This is a genomic window from Streptomyces sp. NPDC034043 (assembly GCF_055575675.1).
The window spans coordinates 107,212-128,999 of the sequence record NZ_JBVISF010000014.1 but is presented as its reverse complement, the minus strand read 5'-3'; the positions used below and the strand labels follow the sequence as shown (position 1 = coordinate 128,999).

Genomic DNA, 21,788 nt, shown 5'->3' with positions numbered 1-21,788 from the left:
CGCGTACTCATCGAGTGCTCATCGCAATCTCGACCTACTTCCAACTCGCGAGGTACCTGACCGCACGGGGTTTCCGTGCCGTACTACTTCTTACGGTGTCGCCTCGGCCGTTGCCGCCAGGGCTTTGCGCAGTTCCTCCGTGTCGAGCGCTCCGGCGGACCTGAGGGCCCGGGGGAACGCCCGGCGGCGGACCGCCTGGTCGAGGCAGACCACGGCGGGGTGCACGTAGGCACCCCGGCCGGGCAGCGTACCGCGAGGATCGGGGACGCATTCGTCCCCGATCGCCACGATCCGCAGCAGATCGCTCTTGGCCGCTCGCTCCCGGCACCCCACACAGGTGCGTTCGGGGCATGCGCGGGCTTGCGTCCGGCCAGACACGCCTAAGTCTACCTCCCCGTACCGACCTCACCCCTTCAGGCGAAAAATCGAACGGATGTCGTCGTGATCCACTCGGTGCTCCGGGACTCCCGGAGTACCTGTCTACCCGCCGGGAACCTCCGGCGGGTAGCGGTTTATTCCCGGTCAGGCACGGGCGTCCGCGTCGGCGGGCACCTCGGTGTCGGGCCGGATGTCGATGCGCCAGCCGGTGAGCCGGGCGGCCAGGCGGGCGTTCTGGCCCTCCTTGCCGATCGCCAGCGACAGCTGGTAGTCGGGCACGGTCACCCGGGCGGACCGGGTGTCCCAGTCGACGACCTCCACCTTGCTCACCCGGGCGGGTGAGAGGGCGTTCGCCACCATCTCCGCCGGGTCGTCCGACCAGTCGACGATGTCGATCTTCTCGCCGTGCAGCTCGGCCATCACGTTGCGCACGCGGGCGCCCATCGGGCCGATGCAGGCGCCCTTCGGGTTGAGGCCCGAGCGGGTGGACCGGACGGCGATCTTGGTGCGGTGGCCCGCCTCGCGGGCGATCGCGGAGATCTCGACGCTGCCGTCGGCGATCTCCGGGACCTCCAGCGCGAAGAGCTTCTTCACCAGGTTGGGGTGGGTGCGCGACAGGGTCACGGACGGACCGCGGACACCCTTCGCCACCCGCACGACGTACGCCTTGAGGCGGAGACCGTGCGTGTACTCCTCGCCCGGGACCTGCTCCTGCACCGGCAGGATGGCCTCCAGCTTGCCGATGTCGACGAGGACGTTCTTGGGGTCCTTGCCCTGCTGGACCACGCCGGTGATGACGTCGCCCTCGCGGCCGGCGAACTCGCCGAAGGTCAGGTCGTCCTCGGCGTCGCGCAGACGCTGGAGGATCACCTGCTTGGCGGTCGTCGCGGCGATCCGCCCGAAGTCCGACGGGGTGTCGTCGAACTCCTTGGGCTCCTGCCCCTCTTCGAGGTCCCTCGGGTCCTCCGTCGCCCACACGACCACGTGACCGTTGGTGCGGTCGAGCACGACACGGGCGCGCCGGAAGCTGCCCTCGGTGCGGTGGTACGCGATGAGGAGGGCCGACTCGATCGCCTCGACGAGCAGGTCGAAGGAGATCTCCTTCTCCCGGACCAGACCCCGCAGGGCACTCATGTCGATGTCCACGGCTACGCCTCCTCTTCCTTCTTGTCCTTGCGGCTGAACTCGATCTCGACTCGCGCCTTGGCGATGTCGGTGAAAGCGATACGACGGGCGGTCGCCTTGCGGCCCTTCACACCCGGGATTTCGAGGTCCATGCCCTCGTCGTCGACGCCGAGGATGCGGGCGACCAGTTCGCCGGCATCCTTTCCACCTTCGGCGGACAGCTGGAACTTCACGAGGCGGCCGATCGCCCGAACGTAGTGACGGTGCTCGCTGAGCGGGCGGTCCGCGCCCGGGGAGCTGACTTCGAGGTTGTACTCGTCCTCGCCCATCACATCGGACTCGTCGAGCCGGTCGGAGATCTCACGGCTCAGCTCGGCGCATTCGTCCAGGTCGACACCCTCATCGGAATCCACGATGATGCGCAGCATCCGGCGCTTGCCCGCCTTGGAAAGCTCGATGTCCTCGAGGTCCAGGCCCTTGGCGGCGACGAGTGGCTCCAGCAGTCCGCGCAGCCTGTCGCTCTGGGTCGTGCTCATCCGGGTGACTCCTCGGCCGCGTGTGCTGTTGTGGTTTTCCGTCGTGTCAGGTCAAAGGGTATCCGGTCGCGGAGGGTGTTGCCGTCCGCGCTCCGGACGGGACCCCCGGGTACCGTGATCACACCTGCCCCGCCATCACCCCCCGAGGACGCCGCCGTGCCCTGGACCACGCCTTTGAGGCCCTCGCCCTCACGAAGGAGCCTGCTCGCCGGAGCCGCCGGTGCGGCCGGGGCCGTGCTGCTCACCGGGTGCACCGGTGACGGTGAGGCCTCCGGTACCGACGGCGGGATTCCGCTCGAACGGCGGATGCGGGAGGACGCCGTTCGTGACAGCGAGCGACTGCTGGAACGTTACGACGCCACCGCGGCGGCCCATCCCGGGCTCGCCGGGCGGCTCGCGCCGCTGCGCGCCGCCGTCGCGGCGCACACCGCGGCCCTGGCCTTCGCGGGCCCGGCGGCCCGTGAGCCGGCCGCCCGGCCGGGTCCGCCCTCCGCCGCCGCGTCCGGGGCCGCGGCGCCCGCTCCCGGCGCTCCCGGTGCGCCCGCGGCGGGCGGCGAACCGGTTCCGCAGCAGCCGGCCGAGGCCCTGAGCGCGCTCGCGGACGCCGAACGGAGCCTGTCGGAGGCCCGGACCATCGCCCTGGCCGGCGCCCCCGGGGAGCTGGCCCGGATGCTCGCCTCGGTGGCGGCCTGCGGGGCCGTCCACGCCTATCTGCTGACCTCCACCCCGGGAGCCGCCTCGTGAAGCCCTCGCCCTCCCCCTCCCCCGGCGGGGCCCTGCGGGCCGCCCAGGCCGCGCTGGCCGCCGAGCACGCGGCCGCGTACGGGTACGGGGTGATCGGGGCGCGGGTCGCGCCCGCCCGGGCGACCGAGGCCCGGGAGGCGTACGCCGGCCACCTGGCCCGCCGCGACCGGCTGACCCGGACCGTGCGGGAGCTGGGCGGCGCGCCGCAGCCCGCCGAGGCCGCGTACGCCCTGCCCTTCGAGCTGCGCACCCCGGCCGACACGGAGCGGCTGGCCGCCGTGATCGAGGACCGGGTGGCGGGCGCGTACTCGGACCTGGTGCGGTCGGCGGGCGGCCAGTTGCGCCGCGAGGCGGCTGACGCGCTGAGCGCCGCGGCCGTGCGCGCGGCGCGCTGGCGCGGTGTCGGCGTAGCCTTCCCTGGGCTCACGGAACGCTCGTAGGGGGCCCGTACCGGCTGAAAGGGACCACGCACGCATGGCTTTCGAACCGCCGCAGCGGCTCGTACGGGCGCTCGGCGAGCTGCCGCCGACCGAGCGGGACACGGAGTGGCTGGAGCGCGTGCCCGAGCTCGCCGAGGAGGCGCTGAAGCGGCGGGACGTGACGGCGCAGCGGGTCCAGACCCCGGGCGGGCGCAGCAGTGTGGTGCTGCTGGTCCGCTACCCCGACGGCACCCCGGCGGTCCTGAAGCTGGCGCCGCCGGGGGCCGCTCCCGGCCGGGAGCTGGCCGCGCTCGCCCACTGGGGCGGCTTCGGGGCAGTACGGGTCCTCGACTCGCGGCACCACGAGGAGGACGGGGCGCTGTTGCTGGAGCGGCTGCACCCGGACGTGTCGCTGCGTTCGCTGCCGGAGGCCAAGGCCCTGCTGGAGGCCTGCGGCACGCTGCGCCGGCTGTGGGTGGCCCCGCCGCAGGGCCATCCGTTCGAGACGGTGGCGGAGCGCACCGCCGCCCAGTGCGCGCTGCTGCGGTCGGCGCCGCCGGAGGCGCGGGCCCTGGCGGACACGGCGGTGGCGCTGCGGGAGGAGCTGACCGGGGCGCCCGGCGAGGGGCTGCTGCTGCACGGGAACTTCCGGCAGGGCAAGGTGCTGGCCGGCGAGCGGGCGCCGTGGCTGACGGTGGGCCCGGACCCGCTGGTCGGCGAGCGGGCCTACGACCTGGCCCGGCTGGTCCGGGACCGGCTGGAGGACCAGGTCGCCGCCTCGGCGGGGGCGGCCGGGGCGCGGCGGCGGGTGAACAAGCTCGCCGACTCGCTGGAGGTGGACCGGGAGCGGCTGCGGGGCTGGACGGTGTTCCGGGCGGTGGAGTCGGGCTGCCGGGCGCTGGCGGCGGGACGGCGGCGGGACGCGGAGCTGCTGCTGGAGTTCGCGGCCTGGTTGTAGGGCGGATCGCAGGGCATACCGTGAATAGGTAGGTATGTCCTGTACGTCCCGTCCGGCGGGGGGCCGTCATGGTCGAGGAACTGCTGACAGCGGGAATCGCCGCCGCCACCGGCGTCGCGGCCTATCTGGGCGCGGCCGCGCGGGTGGTGAAGCAGTACGAGCGGGGCGTGGTCTTCCGCTTCGGCCGGCTGCGCGAGGGCATCCGGCCGCCCGGATTCACGGTGATCGTGCCGGTCGTGGACCGGCTGCGGAAGGTGAACCTGCAGATCGTGACGCTGCCGGTGCCGGCGCAGGAGGGCATCACCCGGGACAACGTGACGGTGCGGGTGGACGCGGTGGTGTACTTCAAGGTCGTCGATCCCGCGAGCGCGATCATCGCGGTGGAGGACTACCGGTTCGCCGTCTCCCAGATGGCGCAGACCTCACTGCGGTCGATCATCGGCAAGAGCGACCTGGACGACCTGCTGTCGAACCGCGAGAAGCTCAACCAGGGGCTGGAGCTGATGATCGACAGTCCGGCGATGGGCTGGGGCGTGCAGATCGACCGGGTGGAGATCAAGGACGTGTCGCTGCCGGAGACGATGAAGCGGTCGATGGCGCGGCAGGCGGAGGCGGACCGGGAGCGGCGGGCGCGGGTCATCAACGCGGACGCGGAGCTCCAGGCCTCGCACAAGCTGGCAGAGGCGGCGGCGGTGATGTCCGACCAGCCGGCCGCGCTCCAGCTGCGGCTGCTGCAGACGGTGATCGCGGTGGCGGCGGAGAAGAACTCCACCCTGGTCCTCCCCTTCCCGGTGGAGCTGCTGCGCTTCCTGGAACGCGCGGCCCCCACCCCTCCCGCCGTTCCCGGGGCTTCCGTGCCTCCCGCCGTTCCCGGGGCTTCCGTGCCTCCCGGGGCTTCCGCTCCTCCCGCGGCCCGGAACCCCGCCGGGCCCGCCGTCCCGCCGTCGCAGACCACGCCCCCCGAATCGCCGGCGCCTTCCTGACGGGCCCGGCCGCGGGTCAGGTCAGGCGGGAGAGGGCCTCGGCGAGGGAGAGTTCCTCGCGGGTGCCGGCGGCGCGGTCCTGGAGCTCGACGACGCCCTCGGCGGAGCGCCTGCCCGCCACCAGGATCCACGGCACGCCGATCAGCTCCGCGTCCGTCAGCTTGACCCCGGGCGACAGCCCCGGCCGGTCGTCCAGGAGGACCCGCAGCCCCGCCGCGGCCAGCGCCCCGGCCGCCTCCTCCGCCAGCGCGAGCGGACCCGCCTTGCCCGCCGCCACCACGTGGACGTCGGCCGGCGCCACCGAGGCGGGCCAGCGCAGGCCCCGCTCGTCGGCCGTCTGCTCGGCCAGCGCGGCCACCGCCCGGGAGACGCCGATGCCGTAGGAGCCCATCGTCACGCGGACCGGCTTGCCCTCCTTGCCGAGGACGTCCAGCCCGAAGGCGTCGGCGTACTTGCGGCCCAGCTGGAAGATGTGCCCGATCTCGATGGCCCGGTCCAGCTTCAGCCCCGCCCCGCAGGACGGGCAGGGGTCGCCGGGCTCGACGACGACCACGTCCAGGTAGCGGTCCACCTCGAAGTCCCGGCCGCAGACCACGTTGAGGGCGTGGGTACCGGGCTTGTTGGCCCCCGTCACCCAGGCGGTGCCGGGTGCGACGCGGGGGTCGGCGAGGTAGCGGACCCCGTCCAGGCCCTGCGGGCCCACGTAGCCGCGTACCAGGTCGGGCCGGTCCGCGAAGTCCTCCGCCGTCACCAGCTCCACCACCGCCGGGGCCAGGTGCTCGCCCAGCTTGCCGAGGTCCACCTCGCGGTCCCCCGGCACGCCGACGGCTGTGATCTCGCCGTCCACCTTGACCAGGAGGTTCTTCAAGGTCGCGGAGGCGGGGACGCCGAGGTGCGCGGCCAGGGTCTCGATCGTGGGCGTGTCGGGGGTGGGGATCTCCTCCAGCGGGGCGTGGCCGGCGTCCGCGGCGGCGGGCGCCGGGGCGAAGGTGACCGCCTCCGTGTTCGCCGCGTAGTCGCAGGAGGGGCAGTCCACGAACGTGTCCTCGCCCGCGCCGGCCGGTGCCAGGAACTCCTCCGACGCCGAGCCGCCCATCGCGCCCGACACCGCCGACACGATGCGGTGGTCCAGGCCGAGGCGCTCGAAGATGCGCACGTAGGCCTCGCGGTGGAGCCGGTAGGACTCCTCCAGGCCCTCCTGGGACACGTCGAAGGAGTACGAGTCCTTCATCTGGAACTCGCGGCCGCGCAGGACGCCGGACCGCGGCCGGGCCTCGTCCCGGTACTTGGTCTGGATCTGGTACAGCATGACCGGCAGGTCCTTGTAGGACGTGCACTGGTCCTTCACCACGAGCGTGAAGATCTCCTCGTGGGTCGGGCCGAGGAGGTAGTCGGCGCCCTTGCGGTCCTTCAGCCGGAACAACAGGTCACCGTACTCCGACCAGCGGCCGCTGACCTCGTACGGCTCCTTCGGCAGCAGCGCCGGCAGCAGCACCTCCTGCGCGCCGATCGCGTCCATCTCCTCGCGGACGATGCGCGCGACGTTGTCCAGGACCTTCTTGCCGAGCGGCAGCCAGGTCCACACCCCGGCGGAGCTGCGCCGGACGTAGCCGGCCCGGACCAGGAGGCGGTGGCTGAGGGTCTCGGCGTCGGCCGGGTCCTCGCGGAGGGTCTTGGCCATGAGGCGGGACATGCGCTGCACGTGGTGAGTGGACATGCCGGGAGGCTATCGGGGGCGGCCCGGAGCCCCGAAACGAATTCAGCGCGCCCGCGGCGGCCTCAGGAGGGGCAGCGGGGCGCCCATGACGGCGTACGGCAGGCTCGCGCTCGGGAAGTGGACCTTGCGGGCCAGGTCCCGGTAGCCGAGGGACGCGTACAGCCCGCGCGCCGGGCTGTCGGTGTCGATGGCGGAGAGGATCGAGCGGGGCTCGGCGGCGCTGTCGGTGATCCGGGTGATGAGGGCACGGCCGACGCCGCGGCCCTGGAAGCCGGGGTGGACGTGCAGCTCGGTGATGACGAAGGAGTCGTCGAGCCAGGAGTCGCTGCCGCCCGCCCGCAGATGGGGTTCGACGATCGTGGACCACCAGTGGCCGCGGTCGTTGGGCATGCCGTACACGAAACCGGCCAGCGCCCCGTCGTCGGTGAACGCGCCGAGCGCGCGGGCACCGGGGCAGGTCATGTGGCGCTGGACGATGTAGCGCCGGATGCCGACCTCTTCCTCGCTGAGCCCGAAGGCGACGGCCTGGACGCGCAGGGCCTCGTCCACCCGGCCGGCCAGGTCGAGGTGCCCGATGCGGAGACCGGCGGGCCGTGCGGGGCCGTCGCCCGGGGAAGTAGGCAGCATGCGGCGACCTTACTTCGGGGTAGGGCGCCGCGGTACGGCTTCCGGGACGAAACCGGCCGCCCCGGCCGCGGTCAGAACAGGACGCTCATGAACGCGCCGACCTCTCGGAAGCCGACCCGGCGGTAGGCGGCGCGGGCGGCGGTGTTGAAGTCGTTGACGTAGAGGCTGACCAGGGGCGCCACGTCGCGCAGCGCGTACTCGACGACCGCGGCCATGCCGGTCTCGGAGTGCCCCCGGCCGCGGAACTCCGGGGCCACCCAGACGCCCTGGATCTGGCAGGCGGCGGCGGTGGCGGCGCCGATCTCGGCCTTGAAGACGACCTTGCCGTTCTCGACGCGGGCGAAGGAGCGGCCGCTGCCGACGAGCTCGGCGACGCGGGCCTGGTAGAGCAGCCCGCCGTCGCCGGCCATGGGCGAGATGCCGACCTCCTCGGTGAACATGGCCACGCAGGCGGGCATGATCAGGTCCATCTCGTCCTTGCGGATCCGGCGGACCATCGGGTCGGGGGCGATCTCGGCGGACGGTCGCTCGGTGACCATCAGCGGCTGGTGGGCGCGGACGTCGCGGGCCGGTCCCCAGCTGGGCTCCAGGAGCTGCCACAGCAGCCGGGTGGGTTCGGCGGGGCCGACGATGGAGGAGCAGCGGCGGCCGGTGCGGCGGGCCCGGTCGGCGAAGGCGCGTACGGCGTCGGGTCCGGCGCAGACGGGGACCAGGTTGGCTCCCGCGTAGCACAGGGAGCGGAGCTCGCCGTCGGCGTACCAGCCCCACATCTCGCCGCCCAGGCGCCACGGATCGAGCCCGGCGACCTGGACCCGGGAGGTGACGAAGGCGTTCTCGACGGGCTCGCGTCCGAGGATGCCGAGCGCGGCGTCGAGATCACTGGGTTCAAGGACCCTGGTCGTGGTCTGCGTCAACACCGGTGCCTCACCATGCAAGTCTGCTGATCTCCGCACTGTACCCGCCGCGACCTGCGCCCGCCCGGTCGCACAGGTCACGAAAAGGCCCGGCCCCGTCCCGCGAGCTGCGGGGACGGGGCCGGGCCGGGACGGGTCGTGGCGGTGCGGGTCAGACGCCGATGGCGACGCTGGGCTCGCCCGAGGTGACGCCGTCCTTCTCCATCTGCTCGGCGATCTTCAACGCCTCTTCGATGAGGGTCTCCACGATCTTGGACTCGGGGACGGTCTTGATGACCTCGCCCTTGACGAAGATCTGGCCCTTGCCGTTGCCGGAGGCGACGCCGAGGTCGGCCTCGCGGGCCTCGCCGGGGCCGTTGACGACGCAGCCCATGACGGCGACGCGCAGCGGGACGGTCATGCCCTCCAGGCCGGCCGTGACCTCCTCGGCCAGCTTGTAGACGTCGACCTGGGCGCGGCCGCAGGAGGGGCAGGAGACGATCTCCAGGCGGCGCGGCTTGAGGTTCAGCGACTCCAGGATCTGGTTGCCGACCTTGACCTCCTCGACCGGCGGCGCGGAGAGGGAGACGCGGATGGTGTCGCCGATGCCCTCGGAGAGCAGCGCGCCGAAGGCGACGGCGGACTTGATGGTGCCCTGGAAGGCGGGGCCGGCCTCGGTCACGCCGAGGTGCAGCGGGTAGTCGCACTGGGCGGCGAGCTGGCGGTAGGCGTTGACCATGACGACCGGGTCGTTGTGCTTGACCGAGATCTTGATGTCGCCGAAGCCGTGCTCCTCGAAGAGGGAGGCCTCCCACAGCGCGGACTCGACGAGCGCCTCGGGGGTGGCCTTGCCGTACTTCTTCAGCAGGCGGGCGTCGAGGGAGCCGGCGTTGACGCCGATGCGGATCGGCGTGCCCGCCTCCTTGGCGGCGTACGCGATCTCCTTGACCTTGTCGTCGAACTGCTTGATGTTGCCCGGGTTGACGCGGACGGCGGCGCAGCCGGCGTCGATCGCCGCGAAGACGTACTTGGGCTGGAAGTGGATGTCGGCGATGACCGGGATCTGCGACTTCTTCGCGATGACGGCCAGCGCGTCGGCGTCGTCCTGCGTCGGGCAGGCGACGCGGACGATCTGGCAGCCGGACGCGGTCAGCTCGGCGATCTGCTGGAGCGTGGCACCGATGTCAGAGGTGCGGGTCGTGGTCATCGACTGCACCGAGATCGGCGCGTCGCCGCCGACGGCCACGGAACCGACCTGGATCTTGCGGCTGACCCGGCGGTCGGCAAGCTTCGTCGGCACGGACGGCATTCCGAGAGAGATGGCGGTCATCTGCTGTGCAACCCCAAGGTGTGGATCGAGGTCCCGAGATCGGCGGGCTCCAGCCTTCGAGGTTACGCCAAGCGGCGCGTGCCCCGTGCATCCGAGGGGCCGCACCACCCGAACGCGGGGAGCCGGGCACGATGCGTGCCCGGCTCCGGTGGCGCCGTGGTGCGGGGGCCGTACGGCTAGGTGATCTTGATGGGGTTGACCACGTCCGCGACGAGCACCAGCAGGGTGAAGCAGACGAAGACGCCGGCGACCACGTACGCGGCGGGCATCAGCTTCGCCACGTCGAAGGGGCCGGGGTCGGCGCGCCGGAAGACCTTCGCCACGGTGCGGCGCAGGGACTCCCACAGGGCGCCGGCGATGTGCCCGCCGTCCAGGGGGAGCAGGGGCAGCATGTTGAACAGGAAGAGCGAGAGGTTGAACATGCCCAGCACGTTGAGCAGGATCGACATCCTCTGCTCGCTGGGCAGGTCCAGCGCGGCGATGTCCCCGCTGATCCGGGCCGCTCCGACGATGCCCATCGGGGAGTCGGCCTCGCGCTCGGCGCCGCTGAAGGCCGCGTTCCACAGGGCGGGGATCTTGGCGGGGAGGTTGAGCAGGCCCTGGACGCTGCCGTCGACGACCTCGGCCATGTGGTCGACGGACTCGCCGAAGGACAGGGCGGCGATCTCGCTCTTCGGGCTGAAGCCGAGCCAGCCGGCGGTGATGTACTCGCCCTTGACGTAGCCGCCGTGGCCGTCGGTCTTGGCGACCTGGTTCGCGATCAGGGTGACGGGGACGCTGAGCTGCTGCCCGTCGCGCACGACGGTGACGGTGGCGGGGCCGACGGTGTCGCGGATCCGCTTCTGGAGGTCGGCCCAGTCGGCCACCTTCTTGCCGTTGAAGGCGACGATGCGGTCGTCGGCCCGCAGTCCGGCCTTCTTCGCCGGGGCCACCGGGTCGCCGTCCTTGCAGACGTCGCGCTTCTCGCTCTGCTGGATGACGCAGGGTGAGACGGTCGCGATCTGGGTGGTCGTCCGGTTGATGCCGAAGGTCATCCAGACGCCGAAGAAGATCGCGAGGGCGAGCACCAGGTTCATGAAGGGGCCCGCGAACATCACGATCACGCGCTTCCAGGGCTTGCGCGTGTAGAAGAGCCGCGTCTCGTCCCCGGGCCGGAGCTCCTCGTAGGCCGCCGAGCGGGCGTCCTCGATCATCGACCGGAACGGCGAGGTGGAGCGGGCGGTGACCTTGCCGTCCTCGCCGGGCGGGAACATCCCGATCATGCGGATGTAGCCGCCCATCGGGATGGCCTTGATCCCGTACTCGGTCTCGCCCTTCTGGCGGGACCAGATGGTCCTGCCGAAGCCGACCATGTACTGGGGCACGCGGATGCCGAAGAGCTTGGCCGTGGAGAGGTGGCCGAGCTCGTGCCAGGCGATGGAGAACAGCAGCCCGATCACGAAGACGAGGATGCCGATCACCGTCAGCAGTACCGTCATGCGCCCGCCTCCACGGCGGCCCGCGCCGCCATCTCCCGTGCCCGGGCCCTGGCCCAGGTCTCCGCTTCGAGGACGTCCGCCACCGTCAGGGAAGTTCCCGACGCGGGCGATCCGTGCTCGTCGACCACTGCTGAGACGGTATCCATGATTGCTGTGAACGGCAGCCGACCGGCCAGGAAGGCGTCCACGCACTCCTCGTTCGCCGCGTTGAAGACGGCGGGGGCGGTGCCGCCCAGGGAACCGACGTGCCGGGCGAGGCCGACCGCCGGGAAGGCCTCGGTGTCGAGCGGGAAGAACTCCCAGGTGGAGGCCTTGGTCCAGTCGAAGGAGCGGGAGGCGTCCGGGACCCGCTGGGGCCAGCCGAGGCCGATCGCGATGGGGCCTCGCATGTCCGGCGGGGTGGCCTGGGCGAGGGTGGAGCCGTCCGTGAACTCGACCATGGAGTGCACGTAGGACTGCGGGTGGACCACGACCTCGATGCGGTCGAAGGGGATGTCGTAGAGCAGGTGCGCCTCGATGACCTCCAGCCCCTTGTTGACCAGGGTCGCCGAGTTCACGGTGATGACCGGGCCCATGGCCCAGGTGGGGTGCGCGAGGGCGTCCTCGACGGTCACCGAGGCCAGCTCCGCGCGGGTGCGGCCGCGGAAGGGGCCGCCGGAGGCGGTGACCACGAGCTTGCGGACGTCGGCGCGGGTGCCGGCGGCGAGGGCCTGGAAGAGGGCCGCGTGCTCGGAGTCCACGGGGATGATCTGGCCGGGGGCGGCGAGGGCCTTGACCAGCGGGCCGCCGACGATCAGCGACTCCTTGTTGGCCAGGGCGAGGGTGCGGCCCGCGCGCAGCGCCGCGAGGGTGGGCGCGAGGCCGATGGAGCCGGTGATGCCGTTGAGGACGGTGTGGCAGGGCGAGGCGGCGAGTTCGGTCGCGGCGTCGGGCCCGGCCAGGATCTCGGGCAGCGGCTCGGCGGCGCCGTACTGCTCGCCCAGCGCCTCCTTCAGGGCCGGTACGGCGTCCTCGCGGGCGACGGCCACGGCCTGGACCCGCAGCTTCCGTGCCTGCTCGGCCAGCAGCCCGACGCGCCCGCCCGCGGCGGACAGCGCGGTGACCCGGAACCGGTCCGGGTGGCGCAGGGCGAGGTCGATGGCCTGGGTGCCGATGGAGCCGGTCGACCCGAGGATCACGATGTCCCGGCGGCCGGCCGCGGCGTCGAAGAGGAGGTGCGGATCGGCGAGGGGGGCTGGACTGTCGCTCATGCCCCCCATTGTTGCCGCAACTCAGGGGCGCTTGGACACGGAGTCCCCGTCCGTGACGCGCGCCAGGAGTTCGGGCAGGGTGCCGGCGAAGTCGGGGAGCGCCCGGGCGGCCCGCCACCAGGCCCCGGCGTCGTTCCCGAGGGCCGCGTCGAAGAGCCGGTCGGCCTCCGCGCGGGCGGCGAGCACGGCGGCCGGGCGGTCGTGGCGGTCGGGGTGGCCTATGTCCCCGAGCCACTGGTCCTCGTCGAGCGCCCAGCAGGCGGGGACCTTGTGCCGGACCACGTCCGCGCCGGTGAGCAGGCCCCGGTCCAGGCAGTCGCGGACCCAGCGGACGTCCTCGGTGGCCGTCTCCATCGGCACGGCCAGGCTGACCAGGGCCAGCTCGCGTTCCCACGCGCCGGCCGGCTCGGCGGGAACCGGGTCCGGGGTGAGGTGGCGGACGGCGCGGGCCAGCGCCGGGTCGTGGCGTACGTCTCCGGGCGCGGTCGGGGTGCCCGCGGCCAGCGCGGCCGCCAGTTCGGGCAGGGTGCCGCGGAAGGCGGGGGCCCGGCGGCCCAGTTCGGCCCACAGCCGGGGGTCGTCGCCGAGGGCGGGGCGCAGGGCGCGGTGCACGGCCGACTGCATCTCGGCCTGTTCGGGCAGGCTCCAGCGCAGCCCGCGGGCGACGGGGAGGTGGCCGAGCAGCAGGGTGCGGGGCGCGGGGGCCACGTGCGCGACGAGCTCGTCGCAGGTCAGCAGGCCCATCCGGACGGCGCGGACGGCGGGCCGGTACCAGTGACGGCCGTACGGGTCACCCGTGCGCGCGTCGAGCAGCGCCCGGCACGCCTGCCGGGGCAGTCCGCCCGCCAGCAGCAGCGCCTCGACCGCGCCGGCCGGCAGCGGGGCGCGGGCGTGGGCGCGCAGCAGCGGTTCGGGGTCGTGGAGGTCGAGCAGGTGCGGCATGCGGAGCAGGGTGAGCGGGATCCGGGGGCGGCGGCCGTGCCGGCGCAGCAGGCGGATCAGCTCGTCGGGGGCGAGGGGGCCGGGGCCGGTCTCGGCGAGCAGTTCGGGCGAGGGCCCCGGCCGGGCGGCGTACCGCGCGGGGCCGGGCAGGCCGGGCAGCGGGCGGCCGACGACGTGCGGGTTGCGGGCGATGTAGTGCCGGTCGGTGTCGGTGCCGTGGCGCAGCAGCAGGGTGACGGCGGCGGCGGGCAGCCACTGGTCGCGGCACAGGTACGTGCGGGTGGGCCCGTCGAGCCGGTCGACCAGGTCGGCCACCACGGCGTGCGGTGCGTGGCGCAGCAGGTGCGCCACGCACCAGGCCAGCCGTCGGCGGGCCCGGTCCTCCTCGGCCGTCGCCATCGTCCTCGCCCGCCTCGCGCTCGTGCCGGTACCGGTGCTCTGCCCGTACGCCCGTACTCGTACATCCGTCCGGTCTGCTGCCGATGATGGCAGGTCAGCGCAGGGGACGGTGAACGTTTTCCCGGGTGGAGGGGCCGGGGGCGGCGTCCGCGATCCACGGGCCGTCGCCGGAGGGGTCGAGGACGCCCTCCTCCAGCCAGGTGTAGGCGCCGCCGAGGACCCCTTCGACGACCTTGCGGTCGAGGTCGTCGGTGTTGGACCACAGACGGCCGAAGAGCTCCTCGACGCGCAGCCGGGACTGGCGGCAGAAGGCGTCGGCGAGCTGGTAGGCCTCGCGGCCGTGGTCGCCGCTCTCGCGCAGGTGCTCGGCGCGCACGCAGGCCGCGCTCATCGCGAAGAGCTCGGCGCCGATGTCGACGATCCGGCCGAGGAAGCCCTGCTTGGTCTCCATGCGGCCCTGCCAGCGCGCCATGGCCATGAACATCGCACGGGCCAGCTTGCGGGCGCCGCGCTCGACGTAGCGCAGGTGGGTGGCGAGGTCGGGGTGGCCGGCCGGGTGGAACTCCCGGTAGGTGCCGGGCACCTGGCCGGGGCCGGTGGCGAGCTTGGGCAGCCAGCGGGCGTAGAAGCCGGCGGCACGGGCGCCGGCCTTCGCCTTGTCCCCGAGGTCCTTCTCGGGGTCGATGAGGTCCCCGGCGACGGAGAGGTGGGCGTCGACGGCCTCGCGGGCGATCAGCAGGTGCATGATCTCGGTGGACCCCTCGAAGATCCGGTTGATGCGCAGGTCGCGCAGGAGCTGTTCGGCGGGCACGGCGCGTTCGCCGCGGGCGGCGAGGGACTCGGCCGTCTCGAAACCGCGTCCGCCGCGGATCTGGACCAGTTCGTCGGCCATCAGGCAGGCCATCTCGGAGCCGTAGAGCTTGGCGAGGGCGGCCTCGATGCGGATGTCGTTGCGGTCCTCGTCGGCCATCTGGGAGGCGAGGTCGACCACGGCCTCCAGGGCGAAGGTGGTGGCGGCGATGAAGGAGATCTTCGCCCCGACGGCCTCGTGCCGGGCGACGGGGCGGCCCCACTGCTCGCGCACGCCGGACCATTCCCGGGCGATCTTCAGGCACCACTTGCCGGCGCCGACGCACATGGCGGGCAGGGACAGCCGGCCGGTGTTGAGGGTGGTCAGCGCGATCTTGAGGCCGGCTCCCTCGGCGCCGATCCGCTGGGCGGCGGGCACCCGGACGCGGTGGAAGCGGGTGACGCCGTTCTCCAGGCCGCGCAGGCCCATGAAGGCGTTGCGGTGCTCGACGGTGATGCCCGGCGAGTCGGCCTCCACGACGAAGGCGGTGATGCCGCCGCGGTGGTTCTCGCTCCGGGGGACGCGGGCCATGACCACGAGCAGGTCGGCCACCACCCCGTTGGTGGTCCAGAGCTTCACCCCGTCGAGGACGTAGGTGTCGTCGTCCTCCGGGTCGGGCACGGCGGTGGTGGCCAGCCGCGCCGGGTCGGAGCCCACGTCCGGCTCGGTGAGCAGGAAGGCACTGATCGCGGAGGTGGCGCAGCGCGGCAGGTAGGCGTCCTTCTGCTCCTTCGTGCCGAACATCTTCAGGGGCTGCGGCACGCCGATCGACTGGTGCGCGGAGAGCAGGGCGCCGATGGCCGGGCTGACGGAGCCGACGAGGGCGAGCGCCTTGTTGTAGTAGACCTGGGTGAGGCCGAGGCCGCCGTATTCGGTGCCGATCTTCATGCCGAGCGCGCCGAGCTCCTTGAGCCCGCGCACCGTCTCGTCGGGGATCCGCGCCTCGCGTTCGATGCGCCGCCCGTCGATCTCGTTCTCGCAGAAGTCCCGCAGCCGGGCCAGGAAGGCCTCGCCGCGCCGGACGTCCTCGTCGGCGGGCGACGGGTGGGGGTGGATCAGGTCGAGCCGGAAGCGGCCGAGGAAGAGTTCCTTGGCGAAGCTGGGTTTGCGCCAGTCCTGCTCGCGGGCCGCTTCCGCGACCTGCCGCGCCTCGCGCTCGGTCACCTTGGGCTGTACGGGCCGTGTTGCCGACATCCGGGTACTCACCTCGCCGCATCGGGGGGCCTACCGATCGGTGCTACCTGTCAGTCGTACCCGCTCCGGACGCCGGGGAAAATACGGGCGCCTGCAAAAGGGGGATCCCGCGCCGGAGGGCGGGGGTGAAAAGGGGGACGGCCGGAGCCCCCGCACAGTAGGCTCCGGCCGTCGGTCTGGGACCGTACGAGTCGGTCAGATGTCGAGGCCCGTGAGGACCAGGACGCGCTCGTACGTGTAGTCGTCCATCGCGTAGCGGACGCCCTCGCGGCCCACGCCGGACTGCTTGACGCCGCCGTACGGCATCTGGTCGGCGCGGTAGGAGGGGGCGTCGCCGATGATCACGCCGCCGACCTCGAGCTCGCGGTGCGCGCGGAAGGCGATCTGGACGTCGCGGGTGAAGACGCCGGTCTGCAGGCCGAACTTCGAGTCGTTGACGGCGGCGAAGGCCTCGTCGGTGTTCTCGACCTTCGTCAGGGTCAGGACCGGGCCGAAGACCTCCTCGGTGGCGAGCTTCACGCCGGCCGGGACGTCCGCGAGGACGGTCGGCTCGACCGTGGCACCGTCGCGCTTGCCGCCCGTGAGCAGCTTGGCGCCGGCGGAGACGGCCTCGTCCACCCAGGACTCGACGCGCTTGGCGGCGTCCTCGGAGACCAGCGGGCCGACGTCGGTGGCGTCGTCGGAGGGGTCGCCGGTGATCTGCGCCCGGACCTTCTCGACGACCTTCTCCACGAGGCGGTCGTAGACGGAGGCGTCGGCGATCACGCGCTGCACGGAGATGCAGGACTGGCCGGCCTGGTAGTTCGAGAAGGTCGCGATGCGGGTCGCGGCCCAGTCGAGGTCGGCGTCGGAGGACCAGTCGGCGAGGACGACGGCCGCGGCGTTGCCGCCCAGCTCCAGGGTGCAGTGCTTGTGGGGCACCGACTGCTGGATGGCGTAGCCGACGGTGTCGGAACCGGTGAAGGAGATGACCGGGAGGCGGTCGTCCTTGACCAGGGCCGGCATCTTGTCGTTGGCGACGGGCAGCACGGACCAGGAGCCGGCCGGCAGGTCGGTCTCGGCGAGCAGCTCGCCGAGGATCAGGCCGGAGAGCGGGGTGGCCGGGGCCGGCTTCAGGATGATCGGCGCGCCGACGGCGATGGCGGGGGCCACCTTGTGGGCGCACAGGTTCAGCGGGAAGTTGAACGGCGCGATGCCGAGGACCGGGCCCTTGACGAAGCGGCGGGTCAGGGCCAGGCGGCCGACGCCGCCGGCGTCGGTGTCCAGGCGCTGGGCCTCTCCGCCGTTGAAGCGGCGGGCCTCTTCGGCGGCGAAACGGAACACGGACACCGCACGGCCGACCTCACCGCGGGCCCACTTGACGGGCTTGCCGTTCTCGGCGGAGATCAGCTGGGCGATCTCCTCGGTGCGCTCCGCGAGCCGCTTGGACACGTGGTCCAGGGCGGCGGCGCGTACGTGGGCGGGGGTCGCGGAGAACTCCGCCGTCACGGCGTACGCCGCGGCCACGGCCTCTTCGACCTGGGCGTCGGTGGGCACGCTGACCGTGCCGACCAGACGTCCGTCCCACGGGTTGTGGACGTCGAAGCTGTCCTGGCCGGTGGCCTGGCGGCCGGCGAGCCAGAAGGCGTGGGTGGAAGTCATGCGAATCCCGGCCCTTCGGAGTGTGCGGTGGGTCGTTGTCCCCACCACGGTAGGACTCCGCCGGGCTTTCGGTGTTTATCCGGCGTGGAGCACCTTCCCGCGCCCCTGCTCCGCTTTGGCACTGTCCCTCCCCCGGCGCCCCGGTCTCGGGCGGGTGCGGCGCGCGCCGGAAGGGGTGCGCGGGGAGGGGCGCGCGCGTCAGGGGGCCGGCGGGCCGGCCTTCAGGGCGAGCCACAGCTCCATGCGGACGTCCGGGTCGTCCAGGGAGCGGCCGAGGATCTCCTCGACGCGCTTCATGCGGTAGCGCAGGGTGTGGCGGTGGACGCCGAGGTCGGCGGCGGCGGCGTCCCACTGGCCGTGGCGGGAGAGCCATGCCTGCAGGGAGGCCACCAGGTCGCCGCGGCCGGTCGCGTCGTGCTCCCGCAGGGCCCGCAGGGTGCCGTCCGCGAAGGCGCGTACGGCGTCGTCGGCGAGCAGCGGCAGGACCGAGCCCGCCGCGAGGTCCTCGTGCTCGACCAGCGCCCTTCCCCGGCGCCGGGCCACCGCGAGGGACTGGTCGGCCTGCTTGAGGGCCGCCGCGACCCCCGCCGGGCCGGCCGGCGCCGACAGGCCGACCACCAGTTCGTCGGGCTCCGGCCCGGCCGCGTCCCGGCCGCGCCGGGACTCCTGGGCCTCCGCGTGGTCGGCGCACGCCTGTGCCGCCGAGCCCCCGTCGGCGGCCAGTACCACCAGCCGGCCCGGCTCCGGGACCACCAGCAGCGTCTCCCCGGTCCGCGCCGCCGCCGACTCCACCGCGTCGGCCAGCAGCGCCAGCCCCTCCGGCTGGGCCGTCCCGGGCAGCGCCGGCTCGGCGACGATGATGCGGAACGGGGCCTCCAGCAGGGCCCCGTACAGGTCCCCGGCCACGGCCCGCGCGTGCTCCGGCTCCCCCTCCAGCAGCATCCGCAGCACGGCCGCGCCCAGCCGGGACTCCGCGTCGTGCAGCGACCGGGAGCGCTCGGTGGTCAGGGTCAGCAGCGCGACGGCGGAGTGCACCGCGTACCGCTCGGCGGTGCCCAGCGGGGCCGCCGTCCCGACGGCGAGGGCGCCCCGGGCCCGGCGCCCGGTGCCGAGGGACTGGAGCTCGACCCGGTCCTCGGCGCCGCCCACCACCGCGCTCGCCGGCGCGGGCCGCTCCCGCAGGCGCTCCACGTCGGGGGTGAGCCGGGCGGCCCGCCGCGCCGCCCAGTCGGGGGCGGCGGCGACGACGGCGCCGGAGGTGTCGTACAGCGCGGCCCAGCCGTGCACGTGGGCCGCCAGCTTCGTCAGCAGGTCGGCCGGGCCGTCGGGGGACAGCGCGGCCCGGGTCAGCTCCCGCTGCGCCTCGAAGCCGGCGGTCACGGCGCGGTACTGGTCGGCGGCCAGCGCGGCGGAGACGGCCTTGCTGATGGCGAGGAACGGGGTGCGCCGCGGCACCTCCAGCAGCGGCAGGTCCTCCTCGCGGGCGGCCTGGAGCAGCGCTTCGGGAATGGCCTCGTAGTTGACCCCGACGGCGAAGCCGATGCCGACGACCCCGGCGGCGGCCAGCCGCCGGACGTAGCGGCGCATCTCCTCGGGGTCGTCCGCGTCGAGCTTCATCGCGGTGACGAGCAGCAGCTCGCCGCCCTCCATGTACGGCACGGGGTCGGCGAGCTCGCTGACGTGGGCCCAGCGCACGGGGGTGTCGAGGCGGTTCTCCCCGGCCCGGACGGTGAGCTTGAGCGCCGAGTGCTGGACGAGCGAGGCAAGGGTGAGCGGCATCGGGTTCCAGACGGGGAGGGAGGGGACGGGGCCGCGGAGCGGGTCTTCGCCACGTCGTATGAACGACCCCTTTCGATTCTGCCACCCCGTACGGGTCCCCTCAGCCGGTCCTCAGCCGGTCCCCGACAGCCGGAGCAGCAGCGGAGCGGCTCGTTCCCCCTGTACGGAGGTCAGCGACAGCACCGCGCAGCCGGGCGGGACGGCGTGCGCCAGCTCGGAGGCGGACCAGCGTTCGCGCTCCACCTGGCGCACGGTGACCGCGTCGGTGGTCACGGCCTTCCCGGTGACCAGCTTGCGGAAGGCGTGGAGGGCCCGGGTCAGCGGCTGGTCGGCGAAGACGGTCCGGTGGGTGACGTCCCGGGTCTCGACCCACTCGGTGCCCCAGGCCTCGGCGAAGCGCTGCCCGTCCCAGGTGGTGACCCCGGAGAAGGCCATCCGGCAGCCGACCGCGCCCAGCAGCGGCGTGCGCAGGGCCTCCGGCACGTCGTCCAGGGTGCGCAGGGTCAGCAGCACCCCGGCGTTGGCCGAGCGCAGCCGCTGTACGCCGCGGACGGTCTCCGGGGTCAGGGTGTGCGCGGCGTCGTCCAGGGCGAGGAAGGCGAACAGCGAGCGGTCGGCGCGGGCGGCGGCGGAGGCGTTGAACTGGGCGAGGAGCAGCCGGGCCAGCATCCGGGACGCGTCGGCGTGCCCGCGTTCGGGGAGGTCGACGCGGACCCGTACGGGGTGTTCGAGGGCGCGCAGGGAGAAGGGGCGGCCCCGCCGCTCGAAGCCGCCGGCGGCCGCCGCGGCGTCGTAGGCCCCGACGTCGAAGAAGCCGGCGAAGGCGGGCCGGTCGAGGAGGGCGGCCCGGTCGGCGAGCGCCGGGCCGGGGTCCCCGGGGGCCCCCTGCTGGCGCAGGCGCGCGTCGAGCTCGCGGAGCATGGCCTGCCGGCCGGTGCCCTCCAGTGCCTGGCGGAGCGCGGTGAGGGCGGAGGGCACCCCGTCGAGCAGTTCGCGCAGTTCGGGGACGGCGGGGAAGCGGCCGTACGCCTCCCGGAAGGGGCCGATCAGCTGGGCGAGGGTGGTCGCGGCGCGGCGCACGTCGATGCCGGGGACGTCTCCGACGAAGGCCTCGGCGAGGAGGCCGGCGGCTTCGTCGGGGTCGGCGGTGCCGCCGTAGAGGTCGAGGTCGTGGACGGAGGCGGGGTCGCCGACGCGCACGACGATGTCGTAGGCGCTGTCGGGGCCGAGCTGGGTACCGGCCGCGCCGACGGCGACGACGGCGGCCCGGCCGGCCAGCGCCTGGAGCGCGAGCGATTCGACGACGGGCCGGACGAGGCGGGCGGTCTTGCCGGTGCCGGAGGGGCCGACGGCCAGCAGGGAGGTGCCGAGCACGCCGGGGTCGAGGGCGATCCCGGTGCCCCGGCGGGCGTAGGGGTTGCGCTCCCCGTCCTCGACGGTGCCGAGCAGCACCTGGCGGGCCAGCAGGTCGTGGCGGGCGGCCCGGACCGGCAGGTCGCGGTCGCCGGAGGGGTGGACGCAGGCGGCGGCGCCCTTCTCCCGTACTGCGGTGTCGAAGGCCCGCAGCCGGCTGGGGTCGGCCCGTACGGAATCCCAGGCGCGCCGGATGCGGGTGTAGTCCACGTCGTTCATCCGCCCGGCCGCGGCTTCGGCGCCGAGCCGCTCGGCGGCCGCGGAGAGTCCGGCCGCGCGCAGCTCCGGCCAGTCGGCGGGGTCGGCGCCGGGGGCCGCCTCCACGGGTGCGGTCCCGGGCCCGGGGGCGGGGGCGGGCCGGCGGGCCAGCCGGGCGAAGAAGACCAGGACCGGTGCCAGGACCACCCCGTACACGAGGCAGGTGACCAGCTGCTGCACTCCCGGGCTCATCTCCGCGTAGGGCAGGTGGCCGCCGACGAGGCTGAGGAGGGGCACGGTCCGGGTCCAGATGATCACCACGACGAACAGGGCCAGCGCCGCCGCGCCGAGGACGCGCGCACGGGGTCCGCGGGCCGCGACGAGCCGTTCGAAGGCCAGGCCCCACGAGCCGAGGCGGCTGAACCACACCACCAGCGCCCCCGTGACGAGCAGCATGTACGCCTGGAGCGCGGCGACGCCGGGCCCGGGTCTGGGCGCGCCGCCGAGCTCCCACCAGTCGTGCGGGGTGAGCAGTTTGACCGGCAGGTCGGTGTACGGGATGTAGTTGTCGGTGATCAGCGACCACAGCAGGACGCAGGCGAGGAAGGAGATGACCACGCCGCTGAGCAGCGACCGGTCCGTGGCGGGGTCCTCCTCGCTCCCGGCGCGCGGGACGTGGCCGAAGCGCCAGACGCCCGGTTCGGCCCCCGGGCGCGGGGTGCGCAGCCAGTCGGTGAAGGGGCCGCCGACGGCGGGGGCGTGCCGGGGCTTCGGCGGGGCCCCTGGCGGCGGCTGCGGGCCCGCTGGCCGTGGGACGTGACCCTCGCGGGTCGACGGTCCGTCGTGCGTGCCCTCGGTGTTCATGAAACCCCTGCCCCCTGCCCGTTCCCAACGCGCCGCGGCGCTCAATCTAGTGCCCGGCCGGGCCCTTGGC

The 21,788-nt window shown here is 73.8% G+C and carries 18 protein-coding genes; 4 read left to right on the top strand and 14 right to left on the bottom strand.

Features of this window, described 5'->3' with window-relative positions; translation table 11 throughout:
* Positions 1–90: 90 nt before the first annotated feature.
* The 3 genes from ACZ51S_RS28365 to rimP form a co-directional block, all read right to left on the bottom strand.
* The gene (locus ACZ51S_RS28365; protein WP_388941862.1) at positions 91–378 is read right to left on the bottom strand and encodes a YlxR family protein; all 288 of its coding nucleotides are present in this window, start codon (positions 376–378) and stop codon (positions 91–93) included.
* A 144-nt stretch (positions 379–522) separates the two neighbouring features.
* Entirely contained in the window at positions 523–1,524 is a 1,002-nt protein-coding gene (gene nusA, locus ACZ51S_RS28360; protein ID WP_388941865.1) for a transcription termination factor NusA, read from the bottom strand.
* Positions 1,525–1,526: 2 nt separating this feature from the next.
* Positions 1,527–2,039 carry a ribosome maturation factor RimP gene (rimP, locus tag ACZ51S_RS28355; protein ID WP_388941868.1) on the bottom strand — a complete coding sequence of 171 codons (513 nt, stop codon included), beginning with the start codon at positions 2,037–2,039 and terminating at the stop codon, positions 1,527–1,529.
* A 156-nt stretch (positions 2,040–2,195) separates the two neighbouring features.
* On the opposite strand from rimP, the gene ACZ51S_RS28350 reads away from it, so the two are divergent.
* The 4 genes from ACZ51S_RS28350 to ACZ51S_RS28335 all read left to right on the top strand — a co-directional run bounded on the left by ACZ51S_RS28350 (position 2,196) and on the right by ACZ51S_RS28335 (position 5,143).
* The gene (locus ACZ51S_RS28350) at positions 2,196–2,783 is read left to right on the top strand and encodes a hypothetical protein (RefSeq protein WP_468962358.1); all 588 of its coding nucleotides are present in this window, start codon (positions 2,196–2,198) and stop codon (positions 2,781–2,783) included.
* Positions 2,780–3,223, top strand: a complete 444-nt coding sequence (locus ACZ51S_RS28345; protein WP_468477874.1) for a ferritin-like domain-containing protein — start codon at positions 2,780–2,782, stop codon at positions 3,221–3,223. Before ACZ51S_RS28350 ends, ACZ51S_RS28345 begins: the two co-directional genes overlap by 4 nt.
* A 34-nt stretch (positions 3,224–3,257) precedes the next feature.
* Positions 3,258–4,160 (top strand): aminoglycoside phosphotransferase family protein, encoded by a 903-nt coding sequence (locus ACZ51S_RS28340; RefSeq protein ID WP_468803740.1) that lies wholly within the window; start codon positions 3,258–3,260, stop codon positions 4,158–4,160.
* 68 nt (positions 4,161–4,228) lie between these two features.
* On the top strand, positions 4,229–5,143 hold the full coding sequence (locus tag ACZ51S_RS28335) for a slipin family protein (RefSeq protein WP_468962356.1): 915 nt from the start codon (positions 4,229–4,231) through the stop codon (positions 5,141–5,143).
* A gap of 16 nt (positions 5,144–5,159) precedes the next feature.
* Here ACZ51S_RS28335 and ACZ51S_RS28330 read toward each other — a convergent pair whose 3' ends face one another.
* From ACZ51S_RS28330 to ACZ51S_RS28280, 11 genes are all read right to left on the bottom strand, one after another.
* Entirely contained in the window at positions 5,160–6,860 is a 1,701-nt protein-coding gene (locus ACZ51S_RS28330) for a proline--tRNA ligase (RefSeq protein ID WP_468887239.1), read from the bottom strand.
* 42 nt (positions 6,861–6,902) lie between these two features.
* Positions 6,903–7,487, bottom strand: a complete 585-nt coding sequence (locus ACZ51S_RS28325) for a GNAT family N-acetyltransferase (protein ID WP_468477879.1) — start codon at positions 7,485–7,487, stop codon at positions 6,903–6,905.
* Positions 7,488–7,558: 71 nt separating this feature from the next.
* A complete protein-coding gene (locus ACZ51S_RS28320) occupies positions 7,559–8,401 on the bottom strand; it encodes a GNAT family N-acetyltransferase (protein ID WP_388941887.1) in 843 nt (280 codons plus the stop codon).
* 151 nt (positions 8,402–8,552) lie between these two features.
* The gene (gene ispG / locus ACZ51S_RS28315) at positions 8,553–9,710 is read right to left on the bottom strand and encodes a flavodoxin-dependent (E)-4-hydroxy-3-methylbut-2-enyl-diphosphate synthase (RefSeq protein ID WP_388941890.1); all 1,158 of its coding nucleotides are present in this window, start codon (positions 9,708–9,710) and stop codon (positions 8,553–8,555) included.
* Between the two features lie 176 nt (positions 9,711–9,886).
* Entirely contained in the window at positions 9,887–11,188 is a 1,302-nt protein-coding gene (locus ACZ51S_RS28310) for a M50 family metallopeptidase (protein ID WP_468477880.1), read from the bottom strand.
* Positions 11,185–12,447 (bottom strand): 1-deoxy-D-xylulose-5-phosphate reductoisomerase, encoded by a 1,263-nt coding sequence (gene dxr / locus ACZ51S_RS28305; protein ID WP_468477881.1) that lies wholly within the window; start codon positions 12,445–12,447, stop codon positions 11,185–11,187. The genes ACZ51S_RS28310 and dxr overlap by 4 nt, the downstream gene beginning before the upstream one ends.
* A 12-nt stretch (positions 12,448–12,459) precedes the next feature.
* Positions 12,460–13,779: a hypothetical protein gene (locus tag ACZ51S_RS28300; protein ID WP_468477882.1), complete on the bottom strand. Its 1,320-nt coding sequence runs from the start codon at positions 13,777–13,779 to the stop codon at positions 12,460–12,462.
* Positions 13,780–13,873: 94 nt separating this feature from the next.
* Positions 13,874–15,823 (bottom strand): acyl-CoA dehydrogenase family protein, encoded by a 1,950-nt coding sequence (locus ACZ51S_RS28295; RefSeq protein ID WP_468477883.1) that lies wholly within the window; start codon positions 15,821–15,823, stop codon positions 13,874–13,876.
* Positions 15,824–16,018: 195 nt separating this feature from the next.
* The gene (locus tag ACZ51S_RS28290; RefSeq protein WP_468962354.1) at positions 16,019–17,464 is read right to left on the bottom strand and encodes an aldehyde dehydrogenase family protein; all 1,446 of its coding nucleotides are present in this window, start codon (positions 17,462–17,464) and stop codon (positions 16,019–16,021) included.
* A 198-nt stretch (positions 17,465–17,662) separates the two neighbouring features.
* The gene (locus tag ACZ51S_RS28285) at positions 17,663–19,243 is read right to left on the bottom strand and encodes a PucR family transcriptional regulator (protein WP_468803744.1); all 1,581 of its coding nucleotides are present in this window, start codon (positions 19,241–19,243) and stop codon (positions 17,663–17,665) included.
* A 111-nt stretch (positions 19,244–19,354) separates the two neighbouring features.
* Positions 19,355–21,718: an ATP/GTP-binding protein gene (locus tag ACZ51S_RS28280; RefSeq protein ID WP_468803745.1), complete on the bottom strand. Its 2,364-nt coding sequence runs from the start codon at positions 21,716–21,718 to the stop codon at positions 19,355–19,357.
* Positions 21,719–21,788 lie beyond the last annotated feature (70 nt).

Excerpts from the sequence above, each read along its gene's own strand:
- rimP (WP_388941868.1), bottom strand. The coding sequence starts at position 2,039 with ATGAGCACGACCCAGAGCGACAGGCTGCGCGGACTGCTGGAGCCACTC.
- ACZ51S_RS28340 (WP_468803740.1), top strand. The coding sequence starts at position 3,258 with ATGGCTTTCGAACCGCCGCAGCGGCTCGTACGGGCGCTCGGCGAGCTG.
- ACZ51S_RS28335 (WP_468962356.1), top strand. The coding sequence starts at position 4,229 with ATGGTCGAGGAACTGCTGACAGCGGGAATCGCCGCCGCCACCGGCGTC.
- ACZ51S_RS28330 (WP_468887239.1), bottom strand. The coding sequence starts at position 6,860 with ATGTCCACTCACCACGTGCAGCGCATGTCCCGCCTCATGGCCAAGACC.
- ACZ51S_RS28325 (WP_468477879.1), bottom strand. The coding sequence starts at position 7,487 with ATGCTGCCTACTTCCCCGGGCGACGGCCCCGCACGGCCCGCCGGTCTC.
- ispG (WP_388941890.1), bottom strand. The coding sequence starts at position 9,710 with ATGACCGCCATCTCTCTCGGAATGCCGTCCGTGCCGACGAAGCTTGCC.
- ACZ51S_RS28310 (WP_468477880.1), bottom strand. The coding sequence starts at position 11,188 with ATGACGGTACTGCTGACGGTGATCGGCATCCTCGTCTTCGTGATCGGG.
- dxr (WP_468477881.1), bottom strand. The coding sequence starts at position 12,447 with ATGGGGGGCATGAGCGACAGTCCAGCCCCCCTCGCCGATCCGCACCTC.
- ACZ51S_RS28300 (WP_468477882.1), bottom strand. The coding sequence starts at position 13,779 with ATGGCGACGGCCGAGGAGGACCGGGCCCGCCGACGGCTGGCCTGGTGC.
- ACZ51S_RS28295 (WP_468477883.1), bottom strand. The coding sequence starts at position 15,823 with ATGTCGGCAACACGGCCCGTACAGCCCAAGGTGACCGAGCGCGAGGCG.
- ACZ51S_RS28290 (WP_468962354.1), bottom strand. The coding sequence starts at position 17,464 with ATGACTTCCACCCACGCCTTCTGGCTCGCCGGCCGCCAGGCCACCGGC.
- ACZ51S_RS28285 (WP_468803744.1), bottom strand. The coding sequence starts at position 19,243 with ATGCCGCTCACCCTTGCCTCGCTCGTCCAGCACTCGGCGCTCAAGCTC.
- ACZ51S_RS28280 (WP_468803745.1), bottom strand. The coding sequence starts at position 21,718 with ATGAACACCGAGGGCACGCACGACGGACCGTCGACCCGCGAGGGTCAC.